Origin of the sequence: Ekhidna sp. (assembly GCF_039960695.1) — a bacterium.
GTDB lineage: Bacteria > Bacteroidota > Bacteroidia > Cytophagales > Cyclobacteriaceae > Ekhidna.
Genome location: NZ_JBDVKP010000003.1, coordinates 41,017 through 59,674 on the forward strand (window position 1 = coordinate 41,017; position 18,658 = coordinate 59,674).

At 39.2% G+C, this 18,658-nt stretch carries 19 protein-coding genes and 1 pseudogene; 4 read left to right on the forward strand and 16 right to left on the reverse strand.

What is annotated here, in order from left to right:
* Positions 1–79 precede the first annotated feature (79 nt).
* Positions 80–295, forward strand: a pseudogene (locus ABJG98_RS00240) (thrombospondin type 3 repeat-containing protein); the annotation flags it as partial.
* Between the two features lie 1,047 nt (positions 296–1,342).
* On the opposite strand, the gene ABJG98_RS00245 reads toward ABJG98_RS00240, so the two are convergent.
* The 15 genes from ABJG98_RS00245 to ABJG98_RS00315 all read right to left on the reverse strand — a co-directional run bounded on the left by ABJG98_RS00245 (position 1,343) and on the right by ABJG98_RS00315 (position 13,650).
* Positions 1,343–1,897 carry a VanZ family protein gene (locus ABJG98_RS00245; protein ID WP_348277440.1) on the reverse strand — a complete coding sequence of 185 codons (555 nt, stop codon included), beginning with the start codon at positions 1,895–1,897 and terminating at the stop codon, positions 1,343–1,345.
* Between the two features lie 77 nt (positions 1,898–1,974).
* Entirely contained in the window at positions 1,975–3,627 is a 1,653-nt protein-coding gene (locus ABJG98_RS00250) for a hypothetical protein (protein ID WP_348277441.1), read from the reverse strand.
* A gap of 189 nt (positions 3,628–3,816) precedes the next feature.
* Entirely contained in the window at positions 3,817–4,707 is an 891-nt protein-coding gene (locus ABJG98_RS00255; RefSeq protein WP_348277442.1) for a hypothetical protein, read from the reverse strand.
* 147 nt (positions 4,708–4,854) lie between these two features.
* The gene (locus tag ABJG98_RS00260) at positions 4,855–5,250 is read right to left on the reverse strand and encodes a VOC family protein (protein ID WP_348277443.1); all 396 of its coding nucleotides are present in this window, start codon (positions 5,248–5,250) and stop codon (positions 4,855–4,857) included.
* 31 nt (positions 5,251–5,281) lie between these two features.
* Positions 5,282–5,686, reverse strand: coding sequence for an AraC family transcriptional regulator (locus ABJG98_RS00265; protein ID WP_348277444.1), 405 nt, complete (start codon positions 5,684–5,686; stop codon positions 5,282–5,284).
* A gap of 321 nt (positions 5,687–6,007) precedes the next feature.
* On the reverse strand, positions 6,008–6,382 hold the full coding sequence (locus tag ABJG98_RS00270) for a hypothetical protein (protein ID WP_348277445.1): 375 nt from the start codon (positions 6,380–6,382) through the stop codon (positions 6,008–6,010).
* 99 nt (positions 6,383–6,481) lie between these two features.
* A complete protein-coding gene (locus ABJG98_RS00275; protein WP_348277446.1) occupies positions 6,482–7,066 on the reverse strand; it encodes a Crp/Fnr family transcriptional regulator in 585 nt (194 codons plus the stop codon).
* A 183-nt stretch (positions 7,067–7,249) separates the two neighbouring features.
* Positions 7,250–7,666 carry a BrxA/BrxB family bacilliredoxin gene (locus ABJG98_RS00280; protein WP_348277447.1) on the reverse strand — a complete coding sequence of 139 codons (417 nt, stop codon included), beginning with the start codon at positions 7,664–7,666 and terminating at the stop codon, positions 7,250–7,252.
* A 27-nt stretch (positions 7,667–7,693) separates the two neighbouring features.
* Complete coding sequence (locus ABJG98_RS00285; RefSeq protein ID WP_348277448.1) at positions 7,694–8,026, reverse strand: iron-sulfur cluster assembly protein; 333 nt, start codon at positions 8,024–8,026, stop codon at positions 7,694–7,696.
* The gene (locus ABJG98_RS00290; protein WP_348277449.1) at positions 8,023–8,454 is read right to left on the reverse strand and encodes a SufE family protein; all 432 of its coding nucleotides are present in this window, start codon (positions 8,452–8,454) and stop codon (positions 8,023–8,025) included. The genes ABJG98_RS00285 and ABJG98_RS00290 overlap by 4 nt, the downstream gene beginning before the upstream one ends.
* Complete coding sequence (locus ABJG98_RS00295) at positions 8,454–9,692, reverse strand: cysteine desulfurase (protein ID WP_348277450.1); 1,239 nt, start codon at positions 9,690–9,692, stop codon at positions 8,454–8,456. The genes ABJG98_RS00290 and ABJG98_RS00295 overlap by 1 nt, the downstream gene beginning before the upstream one ends.
* The gene (gene sufD / locus ABJG98_RS00300; RefSeq protein ID WP_348277451.1) at positions 9,692–10,873 is read right to left on the reverse strand and encodes a Fe-S cluster assembly protein SufD; all 1,182 of its coding nucleotides are present in this window, start codon (positions 10,871–10,873) and stop codon (positions 9,692–9,694) included. The genes ABJG98_RS00295 and sufD overlap by 1 nt, the downstream gene beginning before the upstream one ends.
* Complete coding sequence (gene sufC, locus ABJG98_RS00305) at positions 10,870–11,625, reverse strand: Fe-S cluster assembly ATPase SufC (RefSeq protein ID WP_348277452.1); 756 nt, start codon at positions 11,623–11,625, stop codon at positions 10,870–10,872. Before sufC ends, sufD begins: the two co-directional genes overlap by 4 nt.
* 17 nt (positions 11,626–11,642) lie before the next feature.
* Positions 11,643–13,088: a Fe-S cluster assembly protein SufB gene (gene sufB, locus ABJG98_RS00310; RefSeq protein ID WP_348277453.1), complete on the reverse strand. Its 1,446-nt coding sequence runs from the start codon at positions 13,086–13,088 to the stop codon at positions 11,643–11,645.
* Between the two features lie 100 nt (positions 13,089–13,188).
* Complete coding sequence (locus tag ABJG98_RS00315) at positions 13,189–13,650, reverse strand: winged helix-turn-helix transcriptional regulator (RefSeq protein ID WP_348277454.1); 462 nt, start codon at positions 13,648–13,650, stop codon at positions 13,189–13,191.
* A gap of 404 nt (positions 13,651–14,054) precedes the next feature.
* On the opposite strand from ABJG98_RS00315, the gene ABJG98_RS00320 reads away from it, so the two are divergent.
* The 3 genes from ABJG98_RS00320 (at position 14,055) to ABJG98_RS00330 (ending at position 17,752) form a co-directional block, all read left to right on the forward strand.
* Complete coding sequence (locus ABJG98_RS00320; RefSeq protein WP_348277455.1) at positions 14,055–15,743, forward strand: AMP-binding protein; 1,689 nt, start codon at positions 14,055–14,057, stop codon at positions 15,741–15,743.
* A 2-nt stretch (positions 15,744–15,745) separates the two neighbouring features.
* Positions 15,746–16,687 (forward strand): DUF3078 domain-containing protein, encoded by a 942-nt coding sequence (locus ABJG98_RS00325; protein ID WP_348277456.1) that lies wholly within the window; start codon positions 15,746–15,748, stop codon positions 16,685–16,687.
* Positions 16,688–16,774: 87 nt separating this feature from the next.
* Positions 16,775–17,752 (forward strand): sterol desaturase family protein, encoded by a 978-nt coding sequence (locus ABJG98_RS00330; RefSeq protein WP_348277457.1) that lies wholly within the window; start codon positions 16,775–16,777, stop codon positions 17,750–17,752.
* On the opposite strand, the gene ABJG98_RS00335 is transcribed toward ABJG98_RS00330, so the two are convergent.
* A complete protein-coding gene (locus ABJG98_RS00335) occupies positions 17,749–18,636 on the reverse strand; it encodes a mechanosensitive ion channel domain-containing protein (RefSeq protein ID WP_348277458.1) in 888 nt (295 codons plus the stop codon). The genes ABJG98_RS00330 and ABJG98_RS00335 overlap by 4 nt on opposite strands.
* Positions 18,637–18,658 lie beyond the last annotated feature (22 nt).

Here is an 18,658-nt window from a genome sequence, read left to right on the forward strand (position 1 = left end):
ATCGGTATTTCTAGTTTTCACATTCCTGGCCTTTTCAGTTTTTATTTCATGTACTAGCGAAGAAGATCCACCTTTGCCAGATACGGACGATGATGGCATTGTTGATGAAGATGATAATTGTCCGCTAGTAAGCAATCCTGATCAGCTAGATAGTGATGAAGATGGTATTGGCGATGCCTGTGAAAATGACGCTGACGGAGATGGTGTAGTCGATGATACTGACAACTGCCCGGATGTAGCTAATCCAGATCAGGAGGATACGGATGGAGATGGAATGGGTGATGCATGTGATCCGACAACCATATCACAGGATAAAGAACATATTCAGGCATCGATAGATGCCACGCTAGACTGCATATTGACCTTGGAAAACGGATTGGCGATAGAAACGCTACTGACCGAATTCATGGGAATTTCAAATGGAGATACACTCAACCTTGAGTGGGTTAATGCACTGATCGATAGCTTAGCAGAAGCTGTGCCGATGACAGAAGAGGCTCGCTTTGATATTGATCTTTTTGAGGGCACATATACCTATAATCATGGTGAAGCTACCTGGACGCGAACAGAAGATCAGGAAGGAATGGTAATCATTGAGTTTCCTTCTAGTCCGGACCAAACCACAAATAATGGAACTATTACATTGGGTAATTACTCAGATCAGGAAGTGACAATTGGCGAAAGTCCGATTTACCTACCTAAAACTGTTAATGTTTCCTTGGTAGTGGATAACGAAGAAATAATTGCGGTGAATCTGGAGGGTGTTACCTATGCTTCGAATGCGGGATTTCAAATACCTGTGGAGATCGATTTATTTGTTTACGTTAATCCATATTCACTTTCGATTGTGGTTGATCGAAGTTCTTCTACTGAATTTTCTCTAGACCTTGACTTTTCAGAGGATAGCGATTTGTGCTCCACTGGTATCCATGTAGACGCATCACTCGCAACAGATGATTTTGAAAACCTTACGCAACAAGACATCCTGAGTCTTACATTTTCATTTTATAGTAATGATCTCTCCATACAGTCATTGAATGGTATAGCTGAAGTTCTGCAAATCACTGACCCAACGATCAGTCAAATCAATGCCTTTGTGGATGTTGAGGTGCTTATCAGAGATTTAAAAGTGGCAGATCTCGTGCTGGAGGAGGGAGAGGGCGAGGAAGTGATAGTCGTTTTAAAATTTAAAGATGGAACCACTGAAGATAGTGCCAATTATTATCAAGAATTTATTGAGGAATTAGAGGCGTTATTTACTTCCTATTTTGGAAGCTAACCCTCACTAAATGACCTGTGGATGAAGTCAAAAAAACTAGCTAGATGGTTTATGGCTATTGGCTCATTTTGACCTGCTAAATTTTCTACGCATCCAAACTAAAAATATAGTCACAATAATAGCCATAGTCACGGCTATACCATTAAACAATATGTCTTGCGGATCAAATACCCGATTAGGTAAAATTATTTGAATTGATTCATCCAGGACGCCAATCAGAAATGCAATAACCCAAGCGAACAAAGCGGGCATGCGAATTCGATTTGCTTGTCGCGCTCTTTCGATAAGGGCTTTGTGAATAATTATGGTCAGCACACTGTATTCTATTAAGTGACTCCTCTCAGGAGCGCCCAATCGGAAAATAAACATGACATAAACTGCGATTATACCTAGCAGGATTGATAATTCAATCTTGCTAGGTTTTGACTTCCATGCATGAATTAGGACCGCAATTGCAATCAGCAGCATGCCAAGCATGAAGAAAATAGCTTGTACATTTTGATTCCTCAGTTGACTTGCGAGTGGCCGACCAATGAAAAGCGTAGATATGATGGCAGCAAATACAGCAAGAGCCCAGAGCCAAAGTCGTTTTTCTTTTGTGGATGTGAAAAGAGTCATGAGAATGAAAGTCGCGTAAAAGAGAATTAAATAAAATAGACCATTTGAATTGATCTAGCATAACTGCAGTCATGAGTTTAAAATTGAACCTGATTGATTAGTGTTACTGTAAAGAGCGTGAGCAAAAACCAGCCAATAAAGCCTTGAATGATGCATGCGTATTTAGCCAAGCCAGTAGTAGGAATTCTGCCGAAACCGAGTGTTACAAATGCATTTAAACTCAGAATCAATCCATTGATAAAGCTTACAATTATACCGGTTGAAAGCTTTAGGAATGGCTTGAAATACCTACCATCTTTATGTACAAGCTCTTTATAGTGTTCGATCATGGTGCGCTTACTTTCTTTGTCCCATTCCGATGGGAAGAAAAAATAGAAGATGCCAAATAAGACAATAATGTAGATAGAAATAGAAATTGCTTTGGCAGGGTTCGTTCCATGATCGGTATAAAACCCCATCAATTTATTGAGCTGCCATCTGAAAAATGAATTGAAGTTTGAATACTGATCAAAATCCATTTTTAGAAACCTTTCCTCTATTTTTTGAAGTTCATCATAGATAGAATTAGCTGATCGAATGTTTCCGTTATGCTTCTGAATACTATACAATTGATAATAATTCCTTATTAATTGGTCATATGCTCGCTGGTTCAAGGGAGGCCTGATATCGATCTGTGGTTCAAAAAAACTTATAGGGTCTCCTAATCCTGTCTGAGTGTAAAAACTTTCCAGAGAATCCTGTGGAATGCCAATTGCTTCTGATTCATCTTCATTGAAATTTATATCTATTGTTTCTAAAAGTTTAAAATTGGAGAGATCACTCCATGTGATGGTATTTGAAGTTTCAGAAAACGACATGTCGCCAAAAGCAACGTACTGAATGTTGTTATCGATCATTTGAAATTCTTTCCCAATACGCAGTAAACCAAAGTCCAGCAAGGATTCAAAGTGATTGTCCTGAATTGTCAGAATGTTAATATCGCCAGCAATCTCAACTGTTTGAAACTTGTCGTTGCTAATGAATCTATTTTCAATGATAGTTAGGCCATTTGCTAGCCCTTCGCTTGAAAAGCTGAGCTGATTTTTGTAGATGATCTGTTTGTTTGTCAGAGTATCAAAAAATTCTATACTTCCCGCGATAGGCATAAAAGTATTATTGGCGATATATAGAGATTGTCTGATTTCACTGGGAGCGAATGATATATTTGAATGAAAGACGTTATTCTCTATGCCGCCCCTTGCAATTGAATTATTAAGAAATGTCACCTCATTGGAAAAAGTAGAGCCATCTATGATCAAGTTGTTTTTGTACCATAGTTGATCTCCACCAAGGGTGTTTCCGATGAATCCTGCAAACCCTTGAAAAGTACAGGAATTCAAGCTGAGAGTATAATTAAACAAGTTGAATTCAAAAGAAGCAGCTCCTAAAATTACGTTCGTTAGATGAATGTTTTCGATGATGTTTGATTCAAAGTGTAAATACCCAATGAATATATTGTTCAGCTCAAGTGCTTGTATGGAGCAATCCTTGATATGGATCGTTTTAGGAATGGTGTCGTAATCAGCAAACAGTGTGGTTAGCTTGTCTCCAAGTGCGAAACCATTTAGGGTAAACTCATCATTTGATTTTTCATAGAGTTTTTGCAATTCTTCCAGCGATACTTCTTTGAGAGGCTGCGAAAAACAATCAAGAGAAATAAATAGCAGGATGGATAAAATGAAAGATTTCATTTGAGTGAGATTGGTAATGAAAGTTAACAGAATATTGGGAGTAAGTCTAGGAAGAAGTATTTGACATCTTTTTATCTTCTCCATATACTCTTTGGGGAAGCCTTTCCACATAGCTAATTTATAAAGTGATCTAGCATACAATTCATTCGCTAGTAAGTAATTCAGAAGGCAACTTGCAGCAATTTGCTGCTATTTTACGGTAACAGCTTCCAAGGCTTTCACCCAATTTTCAACGGCCTTGTTACAGTTTTTATCTAGCAATTGAATGATCTCTGAAATTTCGTAAACCGATTGCTCATTTTTTGGAAACATTTCTTCAAAAGTGGAAATGAAATCAGAACCGTAGCACTTATACAATGCATCAACAAGAAAATAGAAATTACTATGATACCAAACATAATTTTCTACTCCCATCCCCATGTATACGTCATTAAAATCGGCTATTGTGGAATACTTGGGCTGATAAAAGTCTTTGTGTACCCGGTGAAAAAGCTCAAACTCTCTCAACGAAGATTCACTGTACTTCTTAAAAAAATTATAGGAGAAATAGGTTGCAATGAATTCGTTGGTCCAACGGTCAGGTGATTTTGCATTGGAAATTTGCGAAATGAAGTAATGTCCAAGTTCATGAATGGAGTAAACAACATAAAATGACTGGATCATTTGTGAAGGAGAAATTCCTGACTTTTTGAGATCCAGGTCAATTTGTTCGTAAATGTCAGCAAGTCCGTATACGTTCTTAAAATTATCGTAAGTCATTCCTGTATTCATGAAAATCCATCCACTGCTATAAAACACATAACCAAAAGGAACTCTCTCACTTGGCCATTGGGCAGAATCTAATACAGCTAATTTTATATCGAATTGATCCAAACTTTCCTTCTCATAAAATCTTATTGCATCTGAAATTGTTTGCTGCAATTCAAGTGCTATAGTGTAGCTGCCGGGTGTATAAAATGTAGGCACATATCCATCAATCGTGTCAACTTTTAATTCGGCTATATATGAATCATAGAAGTTCTGTGAAAACGAACAAAATGGGACAAGAATAATTGCGACAGCTAGTGTGATCCATTTCATAATGCTTCATTTTATTGCATCGAGCACCCAGATCGGCGCTTGATTTTAATTTTTTTAGCAACTACTAAAATATCGGTTTTGCTTTTCACTTTCAAGTATCCCAGAAAAGGGCTGCAGGCTATATCGTTGTTAGCGAATGCTACTTACTCACAGTTCTTCTACCAGTTGAATATTATTTCCACAGGTGTCATTGAAAACTGCAACTTTCACCGTTCCCATTTGAGTGGGTTTCATGCTGAATTCGACTCCCAATTCAATCAATCGGTCATGTTCATGTTGTACATCTTCAACGTCAAATTGTGTGTAAGGAAATCCAGCTTTCATTAATGCGTCTTGATAAACTTTGCAGGGCTCAAAGTGGTTTGGAGCTGGTTCTAATAATAATTCAGGCCCATCTTGCCATTCTGGTGAAACTAAAGTCAGCCATCGATTGCCACCTTCTAATGGAGTGTCGAGTTTCTTAATGAATCCTAACTTTTCAGTGTAGAATCTGAGTGCCTTTTCCTGATCCCGAACCGGGATACTTATAAGTGTTACCTTCATCTTGTTGATTCAAATTTGTCTATTTCAAAGATCAGGAATCAGAAACTAAGTTGCTTCTCGAAAGTTGCTCTTTTTGAAATTGAACTGGTGTTTTTCCGGTTTTAGTTTTGAAAAGAACACTGAACGATCCCAGACTTGCAAATCCAACGGCATAGCAAGTTTCTGTGACTGTCATTTTGTTTACCAAGTGATCTTTAGATTTTTCAATTCGTTTATCTATCAAATATTGTCTTGGTGTGAGGCCATAGTACTTTTTAAACAAGCGCAAGAGGTGATACTTAGAAATAAACTGAATTTGCGACAGTAAGTTGAGGTTCAAATCGATTTCATAATTGCAGTCGATGTATTTGCGGATTGCAATTACAGCGTCGATTTGTACTTGATTTTTGTAAAGAACTTCGTGTAGCTTTTTAAGCTTTCTTTCGTAGAATGTCATTTTAGTGGAGGTATTCCTGCGAACGTCCAAACATCATCCGTAAGCCAGACTTTTCTAATATCTATAAAAATATCTCATTGTATCAGCCTTTGCAAATGGCTCTGTTGGTGAGGCGGCTAGGTTTATCGATCATGGTGATTGTTCAGGATTTTTAGTGTCTTTACCTTATCACTAATCAAATATGACAGGGTACTTAATTTAATAGCTCAGAAGAGTTCTGGCATCATCTGACAAAAAATGTCTCAAACTGTATTGGAAAAAAGCCAAAAAAAACCCTCACCTGATTGTCAAGTGAGGGTTTCAAAGAATGTTTTCAATGGACTAATTGCTTGCTATTTCAGAATTTTCTGCCACTTCTGGCTTATGCAGACTAACTACAGTCAATACTGCAGCACCATTTAACCAATAGTAGTTTGCGTCTAAACCTTCAAATGAAAATATGAAAGGTGCCAACACAAACACGATGCCTACAAGACCATCTACAATAAGATGTCCTTTGTAAGGAATTATTTTATATACTCCTAACCTATGGTCGGTTAATAGTGTAAGTATAAAAGCTGCAATTCCTGTCACTACCGATAGTATCAAAGCAAAGGAGTTAGAAGTCCCCAACCCTAAAAGGAAGGGTAAAGCCATAAGTGCTACAGCTACCGGATAATCCAAATAAGCGTGTATATTTTTTGTTATGAATCTCATAGTTTTTGATTTGTTTTATCAATAAAATCGATAAGGCAAAAGTGGGTTAACTCTAAATCAATAAATATGAAGTAGTTCAAGAAATAAGGTTGATGTAGATCAACTTTTTTTGGCTCTCTTATTTCTAATTCTGGATAAAAACTCTGTGGTCATTCCCAGGTAGGAAGCCAATGCGTACTGTGGTACACGCTGAACGAAGTTGGGAAAATTTGACAAAAAATTCTGGTAGCGTTCTTCAGCAGAATGGGTAAGATTAATAACGATTCTTCGGTGTTCGAAGGCAAGACCCTTTTCTGCCATTATTCTAAAAAAAGTTTCAAATTTATGGTTGACTTTTTTTAGCTCTTGCTCTTTGTTGAATTCAATTTGTAAGATCGTGCTGTCTTCTAATGCTACGATAAAAAGAGTTGAAGGATGTTGATAGATGTAACTATTGAAATCGGAGACCCACCAGTTTTCAATTGCAAATTGGAGTGTATGTTCTTGTCCGTCAGGCGCCAATGCATAGCTTCTGAAGGCACCTTTTACTACAAATACCCTGTGCTTGTTTGTGAAATTAGGTTGAACAATGAACTGCCTTTTTTTTACGTTGACTTCTTCAAAGTTTGATACAAATTGTTTGGCTTCAATATCGTCTAGTGGAACAAATTTTTTCACATAGCTTATAAGCTGGTCTTTACTCATTATTCTATCTATTTGTTGTGATTGCGTCACTGTGCAATTAGCAAGCTAAAGTCTGATCATAAACTTGCCGAGATAGCTCAATTTATCTACGTACCAAAGATACCTGAAGCAACGAGGTTTAAAAACAAAACCCCTCACCTGACTAGCAGATGAAGGGTTTTAACTAAAAGATTATTGCGTAACCTAACAGAACTCAGCATACACTTGCTCGAGGTGATCAGCGATCATCTCTGCAGATCTCCCTTCGATGTGATGTCTCTCTACCATATGAGCGAGCTCACCATCTTTGAACAGCGCAATCGCGGGAGAAGATGGAGGGAAGGGTAGTGTAAACTCACGTGCCTTCTGAGTTGCTTCAATATCAAATCCGGCAAACACTGTCGTAAGGTTGTCAGGCTTTTTATCAGATTTTTCAAGAGATAATAATACACCAGGTCGGCAGGTGCCAGCTGCACATCCACATACTGAGTTGATCACCAAAAGAGACGTTCCTTTGTGATCTGATAGGTGGCTTTCAACTGCATCAGCAGACGTCAATTCCTGAAATCCGTTTTGAGTAAGTTGAGCTTTCATCGGAGCTACTAATTCCGCAGGGTACATATTCGTTTTGTTTTTGTTTTTTACTTATTACATAAAACCTAGCTCCAGCTTCGCCTCTTCAGACATCATGTCTGTAGCATAAGGTGGATCAAAGGTCAATTCTATATTCACATCGTTAACACCTTCCACAGCCTTCACGTTCATTTCTATTTCGCTCGGAATACTTTCTGCCGCAGGACAAGAGGGTGAGGTCAGCGTCATCACAATCTCCACATTATTGATAGGGAGAATGTTGATTTCATAAATCAATCCAAGCTCGTAAACATCTACCGGAATCTCAGGGTCATAAACGCCTTTGATCGCACGGATGATGTCTTCCTTCAGTGCCAGTATATCGTTGTTTGATTTCGTTTCGCTCATGATTCTTGTTTTGCTGTAAGCGCCAGCGCATACATTTTCATCTGCTTGATCATCGCTGCAAATCCATTAGATCGCTGTGTTCCGATGAATCGATCCATTCCTATCTGCTTTGGAAAGTAGATCTCTGCATTCATAACATCTTGCGGCGGCGATTGATTCAACGTTCGCACCAATAAACTCACCAGACCTTTAGTGATGGCTGTATTTGAATCTGCCTTGAACTGTACTCGCTCGTTGTCGAGTTCGGCAATCATCCAGACTTTGGATTGACAACCTTTGACAATATTGTCTTCTATGCGTGCTTCTTCCGGAAGCTCACTCAATTCGGCACCCAGCTCCATGATGTAATCCAGCGTCATTTCCATGTCGCCATCCAGCATGGCAAACTCTTCTATAATCTCCTCCTGACGTTTTTTGATTAAGTCCATTAGTTGAAACGAGCTACAATTTTCTGCAAAGATTCACAGAAAACATCAATTTCTTCTTTAGTGCTGTAAACCGCAAACGAGGCACGCACAGTTCCATCTATCTCGAGGAAGTCCATCAGAGGTTGTGTGCAGTGATGTCCTGTTCGCACAGCTATCCCTTTCGCATCTAGCAACTGTCCCAAATCATATGGATGTACATTCCTAATCAGAAAGGAAATTACACTTGTTTTTTTATCTGCTGTTCCAATGGGCGTGAAGCCAGGAATGGATTTTAGCTTGCTGTTGGCATATTCGAGTAATTCGTGCTCATACGCTTGAATGTTTTCATGCCCAATTTCATCGATGAAGTCCATTGCGAACTTGAATGCGATCACCTCGCCAATGTTAGGTGTACCAGCTTCAAACTTGTAAGGAATATCATTGAAAGTGGTGCCGTTGAAAGAGACGTCTTTGATCATTTCACCACCTCCCTGGTAGGGTGGGATGACTTCTAAAAGATCTCTGCGCCCATACAGTACTCCGACACCTGTTGGGCCGTACATCTTATGACTCGAAAGTGCCAGAAAATCGCAGTTTAGATCTTGAACGTCTATTTTGATATGTGGAGCAGCTTGTGCAGCATCTATCATAGTGATGGCTCCCTGCGCAATAGCTAGCTCTATGATTTCTTTCACAGGATTGATGGTGCCTAAGGAATTAGAGACATAGTTGACAGCTACAAGCTTGGTCTTTCGATTCAAGAGTTTCTTATACGCGTCCAAAAGTATCTCACCTTTTTCATTGATAGGGATTACTTTAATGATGGCTCCCGTTCGTTCGGCTGCCAACTGCCAAGGCACAATATTGGAGTGATGCTCTAGTTGCGAAATTAAGATTTCATCTCCTTTCTTAAGAAATTTCGAACCCCACGATTGAGCGACTAAGTTGATGCTTTCGGTTGTTCCTTTGGTAAAGATGATTTCATCAGCTTCTTCCGAATTAATGAATTGATGTACTCTTTCACGTGTCTCTTCAAATCCCTTTGTAGATCGCTCTGCCAGGGTATGAATGCCTCTATGAATATTTGCGTGATCCTTTTCGTAAAACTTAATCAGCGCATCTACTACACTTTTCGCAGTTTGGGAAGTGGCAGCATTATCAAAATAGATCAAAGGCTTTCCATTCACCTCCTGATTGAGAACAGGGAATTGTGCTCTGATTTTTTTAATATCTATGGCTGTGGTGGTAGAATTAGACATTACATCAGTTTTTTATCAATCAAAGATTGAATTTCATTTCTTACTGATTCAACCTTTACATATTCCATTGTTTCCGAAGCAAATGCATTCAATATCATTGCTTTGGCACTTTTTTCGTTTATTCCTCGAGCCCTTAAATAGAAGATGGCATCTTCATCCAGCTGACCAGAGGTACATCCATGCGAGCATTTTACATCATCAGCCCAAATCTCCAATTGAGGCTTGGTGTGCAAAGTGGCATCTTCAGAAAGTAGGATATTATTGTTGGATTGGAACGCATTGGTTTTCTGCGCATCCTGTCTTACGTAGATTTTTCCATTGAAAACGCCAGTCGACTTTTCATCAAGGATTCCTTTATATAACTCATTGCTGTACGAGTTAGGCTTCAGATGATCTACAGAAGTATTATTATCGACGTGCGATTTCTTATCCAATAGGAACAGCCCATACATGTGACCCTCGCAGTTTTCGTCTGCTAGATTAATTGTCAGGTTGTTTCTTACCATAGCACCTTCGAAAGAGAAGGTATTGTTATAGAAATGTGAATCTCTGGATACACTGGCTACTACTGTCTCATGACTAAATGTCTCTGCATTATAGTTTTGCACTTTGGTGTGATAACCAAATGCATTCTTGCCTACCGTAAATTCAATGTATGAATTGGTAAATGTCTTTTTTTCTTCGGGAGTAATTAGCTTTTCAACTATTCGAAATGTGTGGCCATCTTTCACATTCACCTTGATGCGAGGGTTAGATATGCCGTTTGTGTTGAAGTGGTAAATAAATACAGGATCTTCATAACCAGATTCAATACTCACTTCCTCTTGAGCGTAGGCTGTATTTAATAAGCTGAACGGATCATGCAAGCCTTCCGTGACTGCTCTAATCTCCAATTTAAGCTTTGGTGAAATGTTTGAGTCCTTATTTGAAAGCACACCATTGATGAAAACCAGATGACTTCCATCTTCTTTATAAAGTTTACTAGTATCAACTTTACTTTCTTCTTTTGACTCAAATGAAACATTCTTTTCGAGTATTGAAGTGATGGATGTAAACTTATAAGCTTCAGATTTTTTGTGAGGCAATCCGATCTCATTGAGCATCTTCAAAGCATCTTTCTGTGCTTGATTGCCGTGAGACAGATCCGTAAGGCTTGATAGTAACGTTGATTCGATCATCATACTGTAGCAAGCTCTTCTTTGATCCAATCGTACCCTTTTTCTTCCAGCTCGAGTGCGAGACTTTTATCGCCAGACTTCACGATCCTACCTTTATAAAGTACATGCACATAATCTGGCACGATATAATCCAATAAACGCTGGTAATGCGTCACGACGATGGTTGCGGTTTTGTCGGTCTTTAATGTATTCACGCCATCCGCCACTATTTTCAACGCATCAATATCAAGTCCGGAATCAGTCTCATCCAAAATGGAGAGCTTTGGTTCAAGCATTGCCATCTGGAAGATTTCATTTCGCTTCTTTTCGCCACCGGAGAAGCCTTCATTTAGCGAACGGCTCAAAAGCGCTTGATCGATATCAACGAGCTTCATTTTCTCTTTCATCAGCTTAAGGAAGTGCACAGCATCTAGCGCTTTCTCACCTCTCGCCTCCTTCACTTGATTAATGGCTGTCTTTAAAAAGTTTGTAGTTGATACACCCGGAATTTCAACAGGATATTGAAATGCAAGGAAGATCCCTTTTTGGGCACGTTCCTCAGGACTCAACGCTAATAGATTTTCATTTTCAAATGTGACAGACCCGCTTGTTACGTTGTAATCTTCTCTGCCTGCAAGTACAGAGGCTAGCGTACTCTTACCGGAACCATTTGGGCCCATTATGGCATGTACTTCGCCAGCTTTAACTTCCAGGTTGATACCCTTCAATATTTCCTTGTCCTCGATTGAGGCGTGTAAATTTTTAATACTTATCATACGTGTATTGAATTGTCTTATCCGACGCTACCTTCAAGTGTAAGCGCTAATAGTTTTTGTGCTTCTACAGCAAATTCCATAGGTAGCTTGTTCATTACTTCTTTCGCAAAGCCGTTGACGATCAGTGCCACAGCTGTTTCTTCATCTATTCCTCTTTGTTGACAGTAGAAGATTTGATCTTCACCAATCTTAGAAGTTGTTGCTTCATGCTCTATTTGAGCAGATTTGTTTTTTATATCAATGTATGGGAAGGTGTGTGCACCACACTTATCTCCCATCAGAAGTGAGTCGCATTGTGAGAAATTTCGCGCATTTTCTGCTCGCTTCATCACCTCTACCTGTCCACGATAGCTGTTTTGAGATTTTCCTGCTGAAATTCCTTTTGACACAATGCGAGATCGCGTGTTTTTTCCCAGATGAACCATTTTGGTTCCTGTATCCGCTTGCTGGTAGTTGTTGGTTACTGCAACGGAATAAAATTCACCCACCGAGTGGTCACCTTTCAAAATACAGGAAGGATATTTCCAAGTCACAGCCGAACCGGTTTCTACCTGCGTCCATGAGATTTTAGAGTGATCTCCTGAGCATATGCCTCGCTTTGTTACAAAATTGAAAATTCCTCCTTTTCCGTTCTTATCGCCAGGGTACCAGTTTTGAACGGTGGAGTATTTTACTTCTGCATTTTTTGCTGCGTAAATTTCCACTACCGCGGCATGCAGTTGATTTTCATCTCGTTGAGGAGCAGTACAGCCTTCGAGGTAGCTCACGTAGCTATCATCGTCAGCTACAATAAGTGTTCTCTCAAACTGTCCCGTGTTAGCGGCATTAATTCTGAAGTAGGTGGAAAGCTCCATTGGGCACCTTACACCTTTTGGGATGTAGCAGAACGATCCATCGGAAAAAACGGCGGAGTTTAATGCTGCAAAGTAGTTGTCATTTGCAGGTACAACTGAGCCTAAATATTTTTTTATTAATTCCGGATGTTCTTGGACAGCCTCACTAAATGAGCAGAAGATTACACCAAGTTCGGATAATTTTTCCTTGAAAGTGGTAGCTACAGAAACGGAATCAATCACTGCATCAACAGCTACTCCTGTAAGCCTTTTTTGTTCCTGGAGGGAGATTCCAAGACGTTCGAATGTTTTAAGCAACTCCGGGTCTACCTCATCAAGATTCTTCGGCTTCTTATCTTGCTTAGGAGCAGAATAGTACCTGATGGCTTGATAATCAATCTTGGGATAGTTGATGTTTGCCCAATTGGGCTCTTTCATCTGCTTCCATTGAGCAAATGCCTTAAGACGCCAGTCAAGTAGCCATTGTGGTTCTTCTTTTTTAGCTGAAATGAAACGAACAATATCTTCATTGATTCCCAAAGGAGCCTCGTCTGCTTCAAAATCAACAGACCAACCATGCTCGTATTCTTTGGAGGTAAATTCTTCTAATATTTGATCGTCAGTGCTCATCTAAAATACTTCGTTTCGGAGTGCAAAGGTACACCTTATTTATAGTAATTCTAAATAAGAACAAGGAAGATGGAAGAAGGTTCAGTGCTAAACACTTTTTCTAAAATACGAGGTGTTTATTTACACTCTCTTCGAGTGAAATAAATGTCTCGGTACTCTCAATACCGTCTACTTTTTGAATTTTGTCATGCAATACATCCTTGAGGTGTGAAGTTCCTTTGCAATAGATTTTGCAGAAGATATTGTAGTTGCCAGTCGTATATCTGATGGTAGCTATTTCAGGAATTTCTTTTAGTTCGGATACTACTCTATCATATAGCGAACTTTTCTCCAGGTAGATGCCTAAAAAGCATGTGATGTCATATCCCAGCTTTTCGTAATCAATTTTCAATGTGGTTCCTTTTACAATGCCCATGTCTTCTAACTTTTTCATTCTGACGTGAACAGTCCCACCAGACACAAACACTTTTTTGGCAACCTCGGTATATGGCATCTTAGCATCCTCTGAGAGGATGTTTAAGATTTTAAGATCCACATTATCAATCTCATAATTTTTACTCATATATCACTTATTGATTTTGAAAATTTCAATTTAAAACGTTTTAAATTGAATTAAATGTATTTATTCATGTAATTTATTGAATTATTTTCAATAAAAACATCATTATGCTACATTTGAACCATCAAACATACTGTAGAGTGGTGAAACTGGCAGACATGCCCTCCTCTCTCGGGGGTGGAGATAAGGGATAAATCCCGGTAAGTTCTCTCTCGGTCATGAACCGGGAGAGAACGTCTGGGACTAACTGCTCCGTGGAGGTTCGAATCCTCCCTCTACAGCTTTGGGTTAATGTTGTTTATTTTAAGGTCTTGGTAGGGGTGCCAAGGCCTTTTTTATTGACTAATCCTTTTTCAGTAAAGAGCATACCTTATCTTTATCAGCTTTATAAATCAACAAGCCTTAATATGAAAAAACAACCATGGCATGCCAGCTACCCCGATGGTGTAAGCTTTGAGATAAACCCAGATAGCTATAGCTCTCTATCAGAAATGGTTGATGAGCGAATTGAGAAATATGGTGATCTCGTAGCATTTGAGAACATGGGAAAGGAAATGACTTTTTCAGAACTCGGACATGCCATCAATCAGTTTGCTTCGTATTTGCAGAATCATACGAATCTTAAAAAAGGTGACAGAGTTGCGATTCAGATGCCGAATTTGTTGCAATACCCAGTGGTTCTCTATGGAATCCTAAAAGCAGGAATGGTGGTTGTAAATACGAATCCGTTGTATACGCCAAGTGAGATGCTTCATCAGTTTAACGATTCTGGTGCTAAGGCTATAATAATTGTTGAAAATTTTGCCGCAAATCTGGAAGAGATTCTGAATGAGACTCAGATAGAGACCGTTATACTAACCAAGATTGGAGATTTAATTGGAGGCTTAAAGGGGAGTATCGTAAATTTTGTTGTGAAGAACATCAAGAAGATGGTGCCGGCCTACAGCCTTCCCAATGCTATTGCACTAAAAAATGCATTAAAGCTTGGCACTCAAAAGGCGCCAGATAAAGTAGAAATAGAAAGCTCTGAATTAGCATTCCTTCAGTATACAGGCGGAACTACTGGGGTATCGAAGGGAGCAATGCTTACGCATAGAAATGTGATTGCGAACATGGAACAGGTTTGTGAGTGGATGCTGCACGGTGGTCTGGAAGAAGAAAAAGAGATTTTCATTACAGCCTTGCCTATGTATCACATCTTCGCATTGACATGTAATGCACTTATGACTGTTCGGATCGGAGCGAGAAATGTACTCGTTACCAATCCTCGGGATATGAAAGCATTTCTAGGAGATCTGGGCAGACATCAATGGTCCATACTTACTGGCGTGAATACTCTTTTTAATGGATTACTCAACCAACCAAAATTCAAAGATCTGGATTTTTCAAAAGTTAAATTCTCCTTTGCTGGTGGAATGGCACTCCAAAAGTTTGTGGCTGAAAAATGGATGGAAGTGACAGGAACTCCTGTTTCAGAGGGTTATGGTTTGACCGAAACTTCGCCTGTTCTTACTGCCAACCCGCTCAGGAAAGATGCAGAACCAGGATATATAGGTATGCCGATACCAAGCACGGAAGTTATTATTTTGGATGATGATGGCAAAGAGGTGAAGACTGGAGAGCGTGGAGAACTGTGCGCTCGCGGGCCTCAGGTGTTTCAAGGATATTGGAATAGACCCGAAGAAACTAAGAATTGTTTCCACGAAGATTGGTTTAAAACTGGAGATATTGCTGTGATAAACGAACAAGGACTCTTTAAAATAGTTGATCGTAAGAAAGAGATGATTTTGGTCTCTGGTTTCAATGTTTATCCGAATGAAATAGAAGATTGCATTGCACTTCATGAGAAGGTGTTGGAGGTAGGAGTAATTGGAGTGCCGGATAAAAAATCGACTGAAGCAGTTAAGGTCTACATCGTAAAGGCAGACCCGAGCCTGACAGAAGAGGAGATAACAGAACACTGTAAGGAAAACCTAACAGGATATAAGCGACCAAAGTACATAGCCTTTACAGATGAGCTGCCAAAATCAAACGTTGGTAAGATTCTTCGAAGAATACTGAAAGAAAACGATTTAAAAACAAATACTTACGACTAAGAATGAAGTTAAAAATTACCGCCTTATTACTATTAATCAGTGCTACATCATTCGCTCAAAATGTCACTCAAGACACCACCTATTGGCGTATTGGTGGCACGAGCTCATTGACATTTTCCCAAGTTTCACTGACCAACTGGGCAGCGGGAGGCCAAAACTCAGTTGCGATAAACTCCAACTTCAGCATATTCGCTAATCGAGTGAAGGGTAGAGGAAAGTGGGAAAACTCTATGGATTTGGCCTATGGGTTGATCAAGCAAGGATCGGCAGGTTTTAGTAAATCTGACGATCTTATCAACATTGTGACTAAGTACAGCTACAAAGTAAAAAAAGACAATGGTAAGTGGTTTTATAGTGCGCTTATGGATTTTAGAACCCAATTTTATGAAGGCTTTGATGGGGAGGATAATTTCATCTCAGACTTTATGGCTCCTGGTTATTTAACTATTGGTCTTGGTATTTCATATGATCCAAGTGATAAGCTAAGCTTTACATATCAACCGCTCACGGGTAAATTCACTTTTGTGAGCGATCAGGATCTTGCAAATGCTGGAGCCTACGGTGTGAATCGTGCTGTATTTGCTGGAGATGGCGTAACCATTATAACCCCGGGAAGTAAGAGTAGAGCAGAATTTGGTTCATTCTTTAGAGCCAAATACAAGAATGATATTTTCGAAAGCAAACTCGAACTCTTTACCGGATACACCGAAAATGTAGGTGAAGTAGACGTGAATTGGCAAAATGCACTTGTGTTACAGTTAACCAAGGTTTTGTCTATGAATGTATTTACCCAATTGATCTATGATAAAGACATTGAAATCGGAGCGGATGATAATAGTGACGGAACGATTCAGGAAAGTGAAGTAAAACCTCGGGTTCAATTCAAAAGTGTACTCGGTGTAGGACTCACCTATAAGTTTGGAAAAAAGAAACCACAACAATGATTTAACAAGATATCTGACCGTATCAGAAATATTTAAATTAACCTTGTCGCCTCAAATCAAAAAACAAAGTTTTTAAAACAGAATAGTATGCCAGAGTTTAATGTAGGGGATAATATGATTTACATATTCCCAATTTTACTTCTTTTCATGGTCGTAGAGTATAAAGTGGCCAAACACGATTATGAGCTTAAGGATTCTTTAGCAGGATTTGGAATAGCCTTAGGAGCTGCATTTATTTCATTCTTCACAAAGGCCTTTACTGTTGCTGTCATCTTTCAAGGTATTTTCAACTTTTTTGAACCCTTGCGGGCTGAGTATCTGGGGTACACGACTATTGGATGGGCATGGTGGGTCTGGATTCTTGCAATCATAGCCGATGATTTTAATTTCTATTGGCATCACAGGTGGAGCCATACCATTAGATTGCTATGGGCTGCTCATGTACCGCATCACTCATCAAAAAATTATAATCTGGCAGTGAGTATTCGAAACGGATGGTTTATAACATTTTACAAGCCTATTTTCTGGTTATGGATGGCGGTTATTGGCTTTGAGCCAATCATGATCGGTTCTGCTTTGATCATTAATGCCACTTATCAGTATTTCTTACATACCAAGTTGGTAGGTTCTTTGGGCTTCTTCGGTAAAATTTTCAATAATCCTCATGTTCATGCGGTGCATCACTCTAGCAATATTGAGTATTTGGATAAAAACCATGGTGGGATTTTGCTGATTTGGGATCACATATTTGGGACATGGCAGAATACAATAAAAGGTGTAAATCCACATTACGGTATTTTGAAAAGCCCGGATACCTACAATCCAATTAAACTCAATACCCACATTTTTGTTGATATTTTCAATGATGTCAAAAAAGCTAAGAGTTTCAAGGAAGTATTCATGTACATCTTTGGCCCTCCGGGATGGAGTCCTGATAACAGCTCGCTTACTGCAAAGCAAATACAAGAACTATATTATGCTGGCAAAATATCAGCTGATGCTCAATTTGAAGGAGTAAAGATAAATGAGGCTAATGAAGGTAAGTCTTCTGAAAAGGCGGCCTAAGCTTCTGGTTGAGATTTGATGTGAACATCACGTTGAGGGAATGGAATTTCTATTCCCTTTTCTTTGAACTTCTCAAAAATCGCAAAGTAGAGCTCTGTTTTTAGCCTTCTAGGCTTATCCGTATGAGTTGACGTCCAAATAGCCAAAGTAAAGTTTAATGAGCTATCTCCAAATTCATCAAAAAAGACATGAGGTGAAGGATGTTTTAATGCATGTTCATTTTCCTCTGCTACGTCCATCAACACTTTACGAACTTCTTCAGGATCTTCTTGATAGCTGACCCCAACCGGAATATCAAAGCGGATGTTTCGATCGTTGTGACTCCAGTTTATAACCCGTGAGGAAATGAATTCAGAGTTTGGGACTATGATAGAGACGTTTTCGTTTGTGAGAATCGTGGTGGCTCTAACTGAAATATTGATAACGTCACCTTCTGTATCCCCAACCACGATGCGGTCACCTACTTTTATAGGCTTTTCAAAAAGAATAATGATACCAGAAATAAAATTGTCTGTGATATTCTGCAATCCGAATCCAATACCAACGCCTAAAGCTCCTGCTAATAAGCTTAGCGAACTCATGTCTATGCCAGCACTTTGAATAATGAAGATGGATCCAATGAACATGATCATTACCCTGGTGATCAGTCCGATGGAATTTCTCGCCCCTTTTTCCATATTGGCTTTCACCAATATTTTATTAACCAGAAGATTCCTGAATCGCTTGGCTAAAAATGTCAGGATAATGAAACTGATAAGAAAATAGAGAATGGTGCCTAAGGTGATTTTACTATCGCCAAGATTGAATAAGTTGGTAGTAAATATTTCACCGACTCTGGTGAGGAAGTCGATGATCTTATCCCATACGGTTTGTAATGATTCCATTAAGCATTATTGTTGGAGTAAA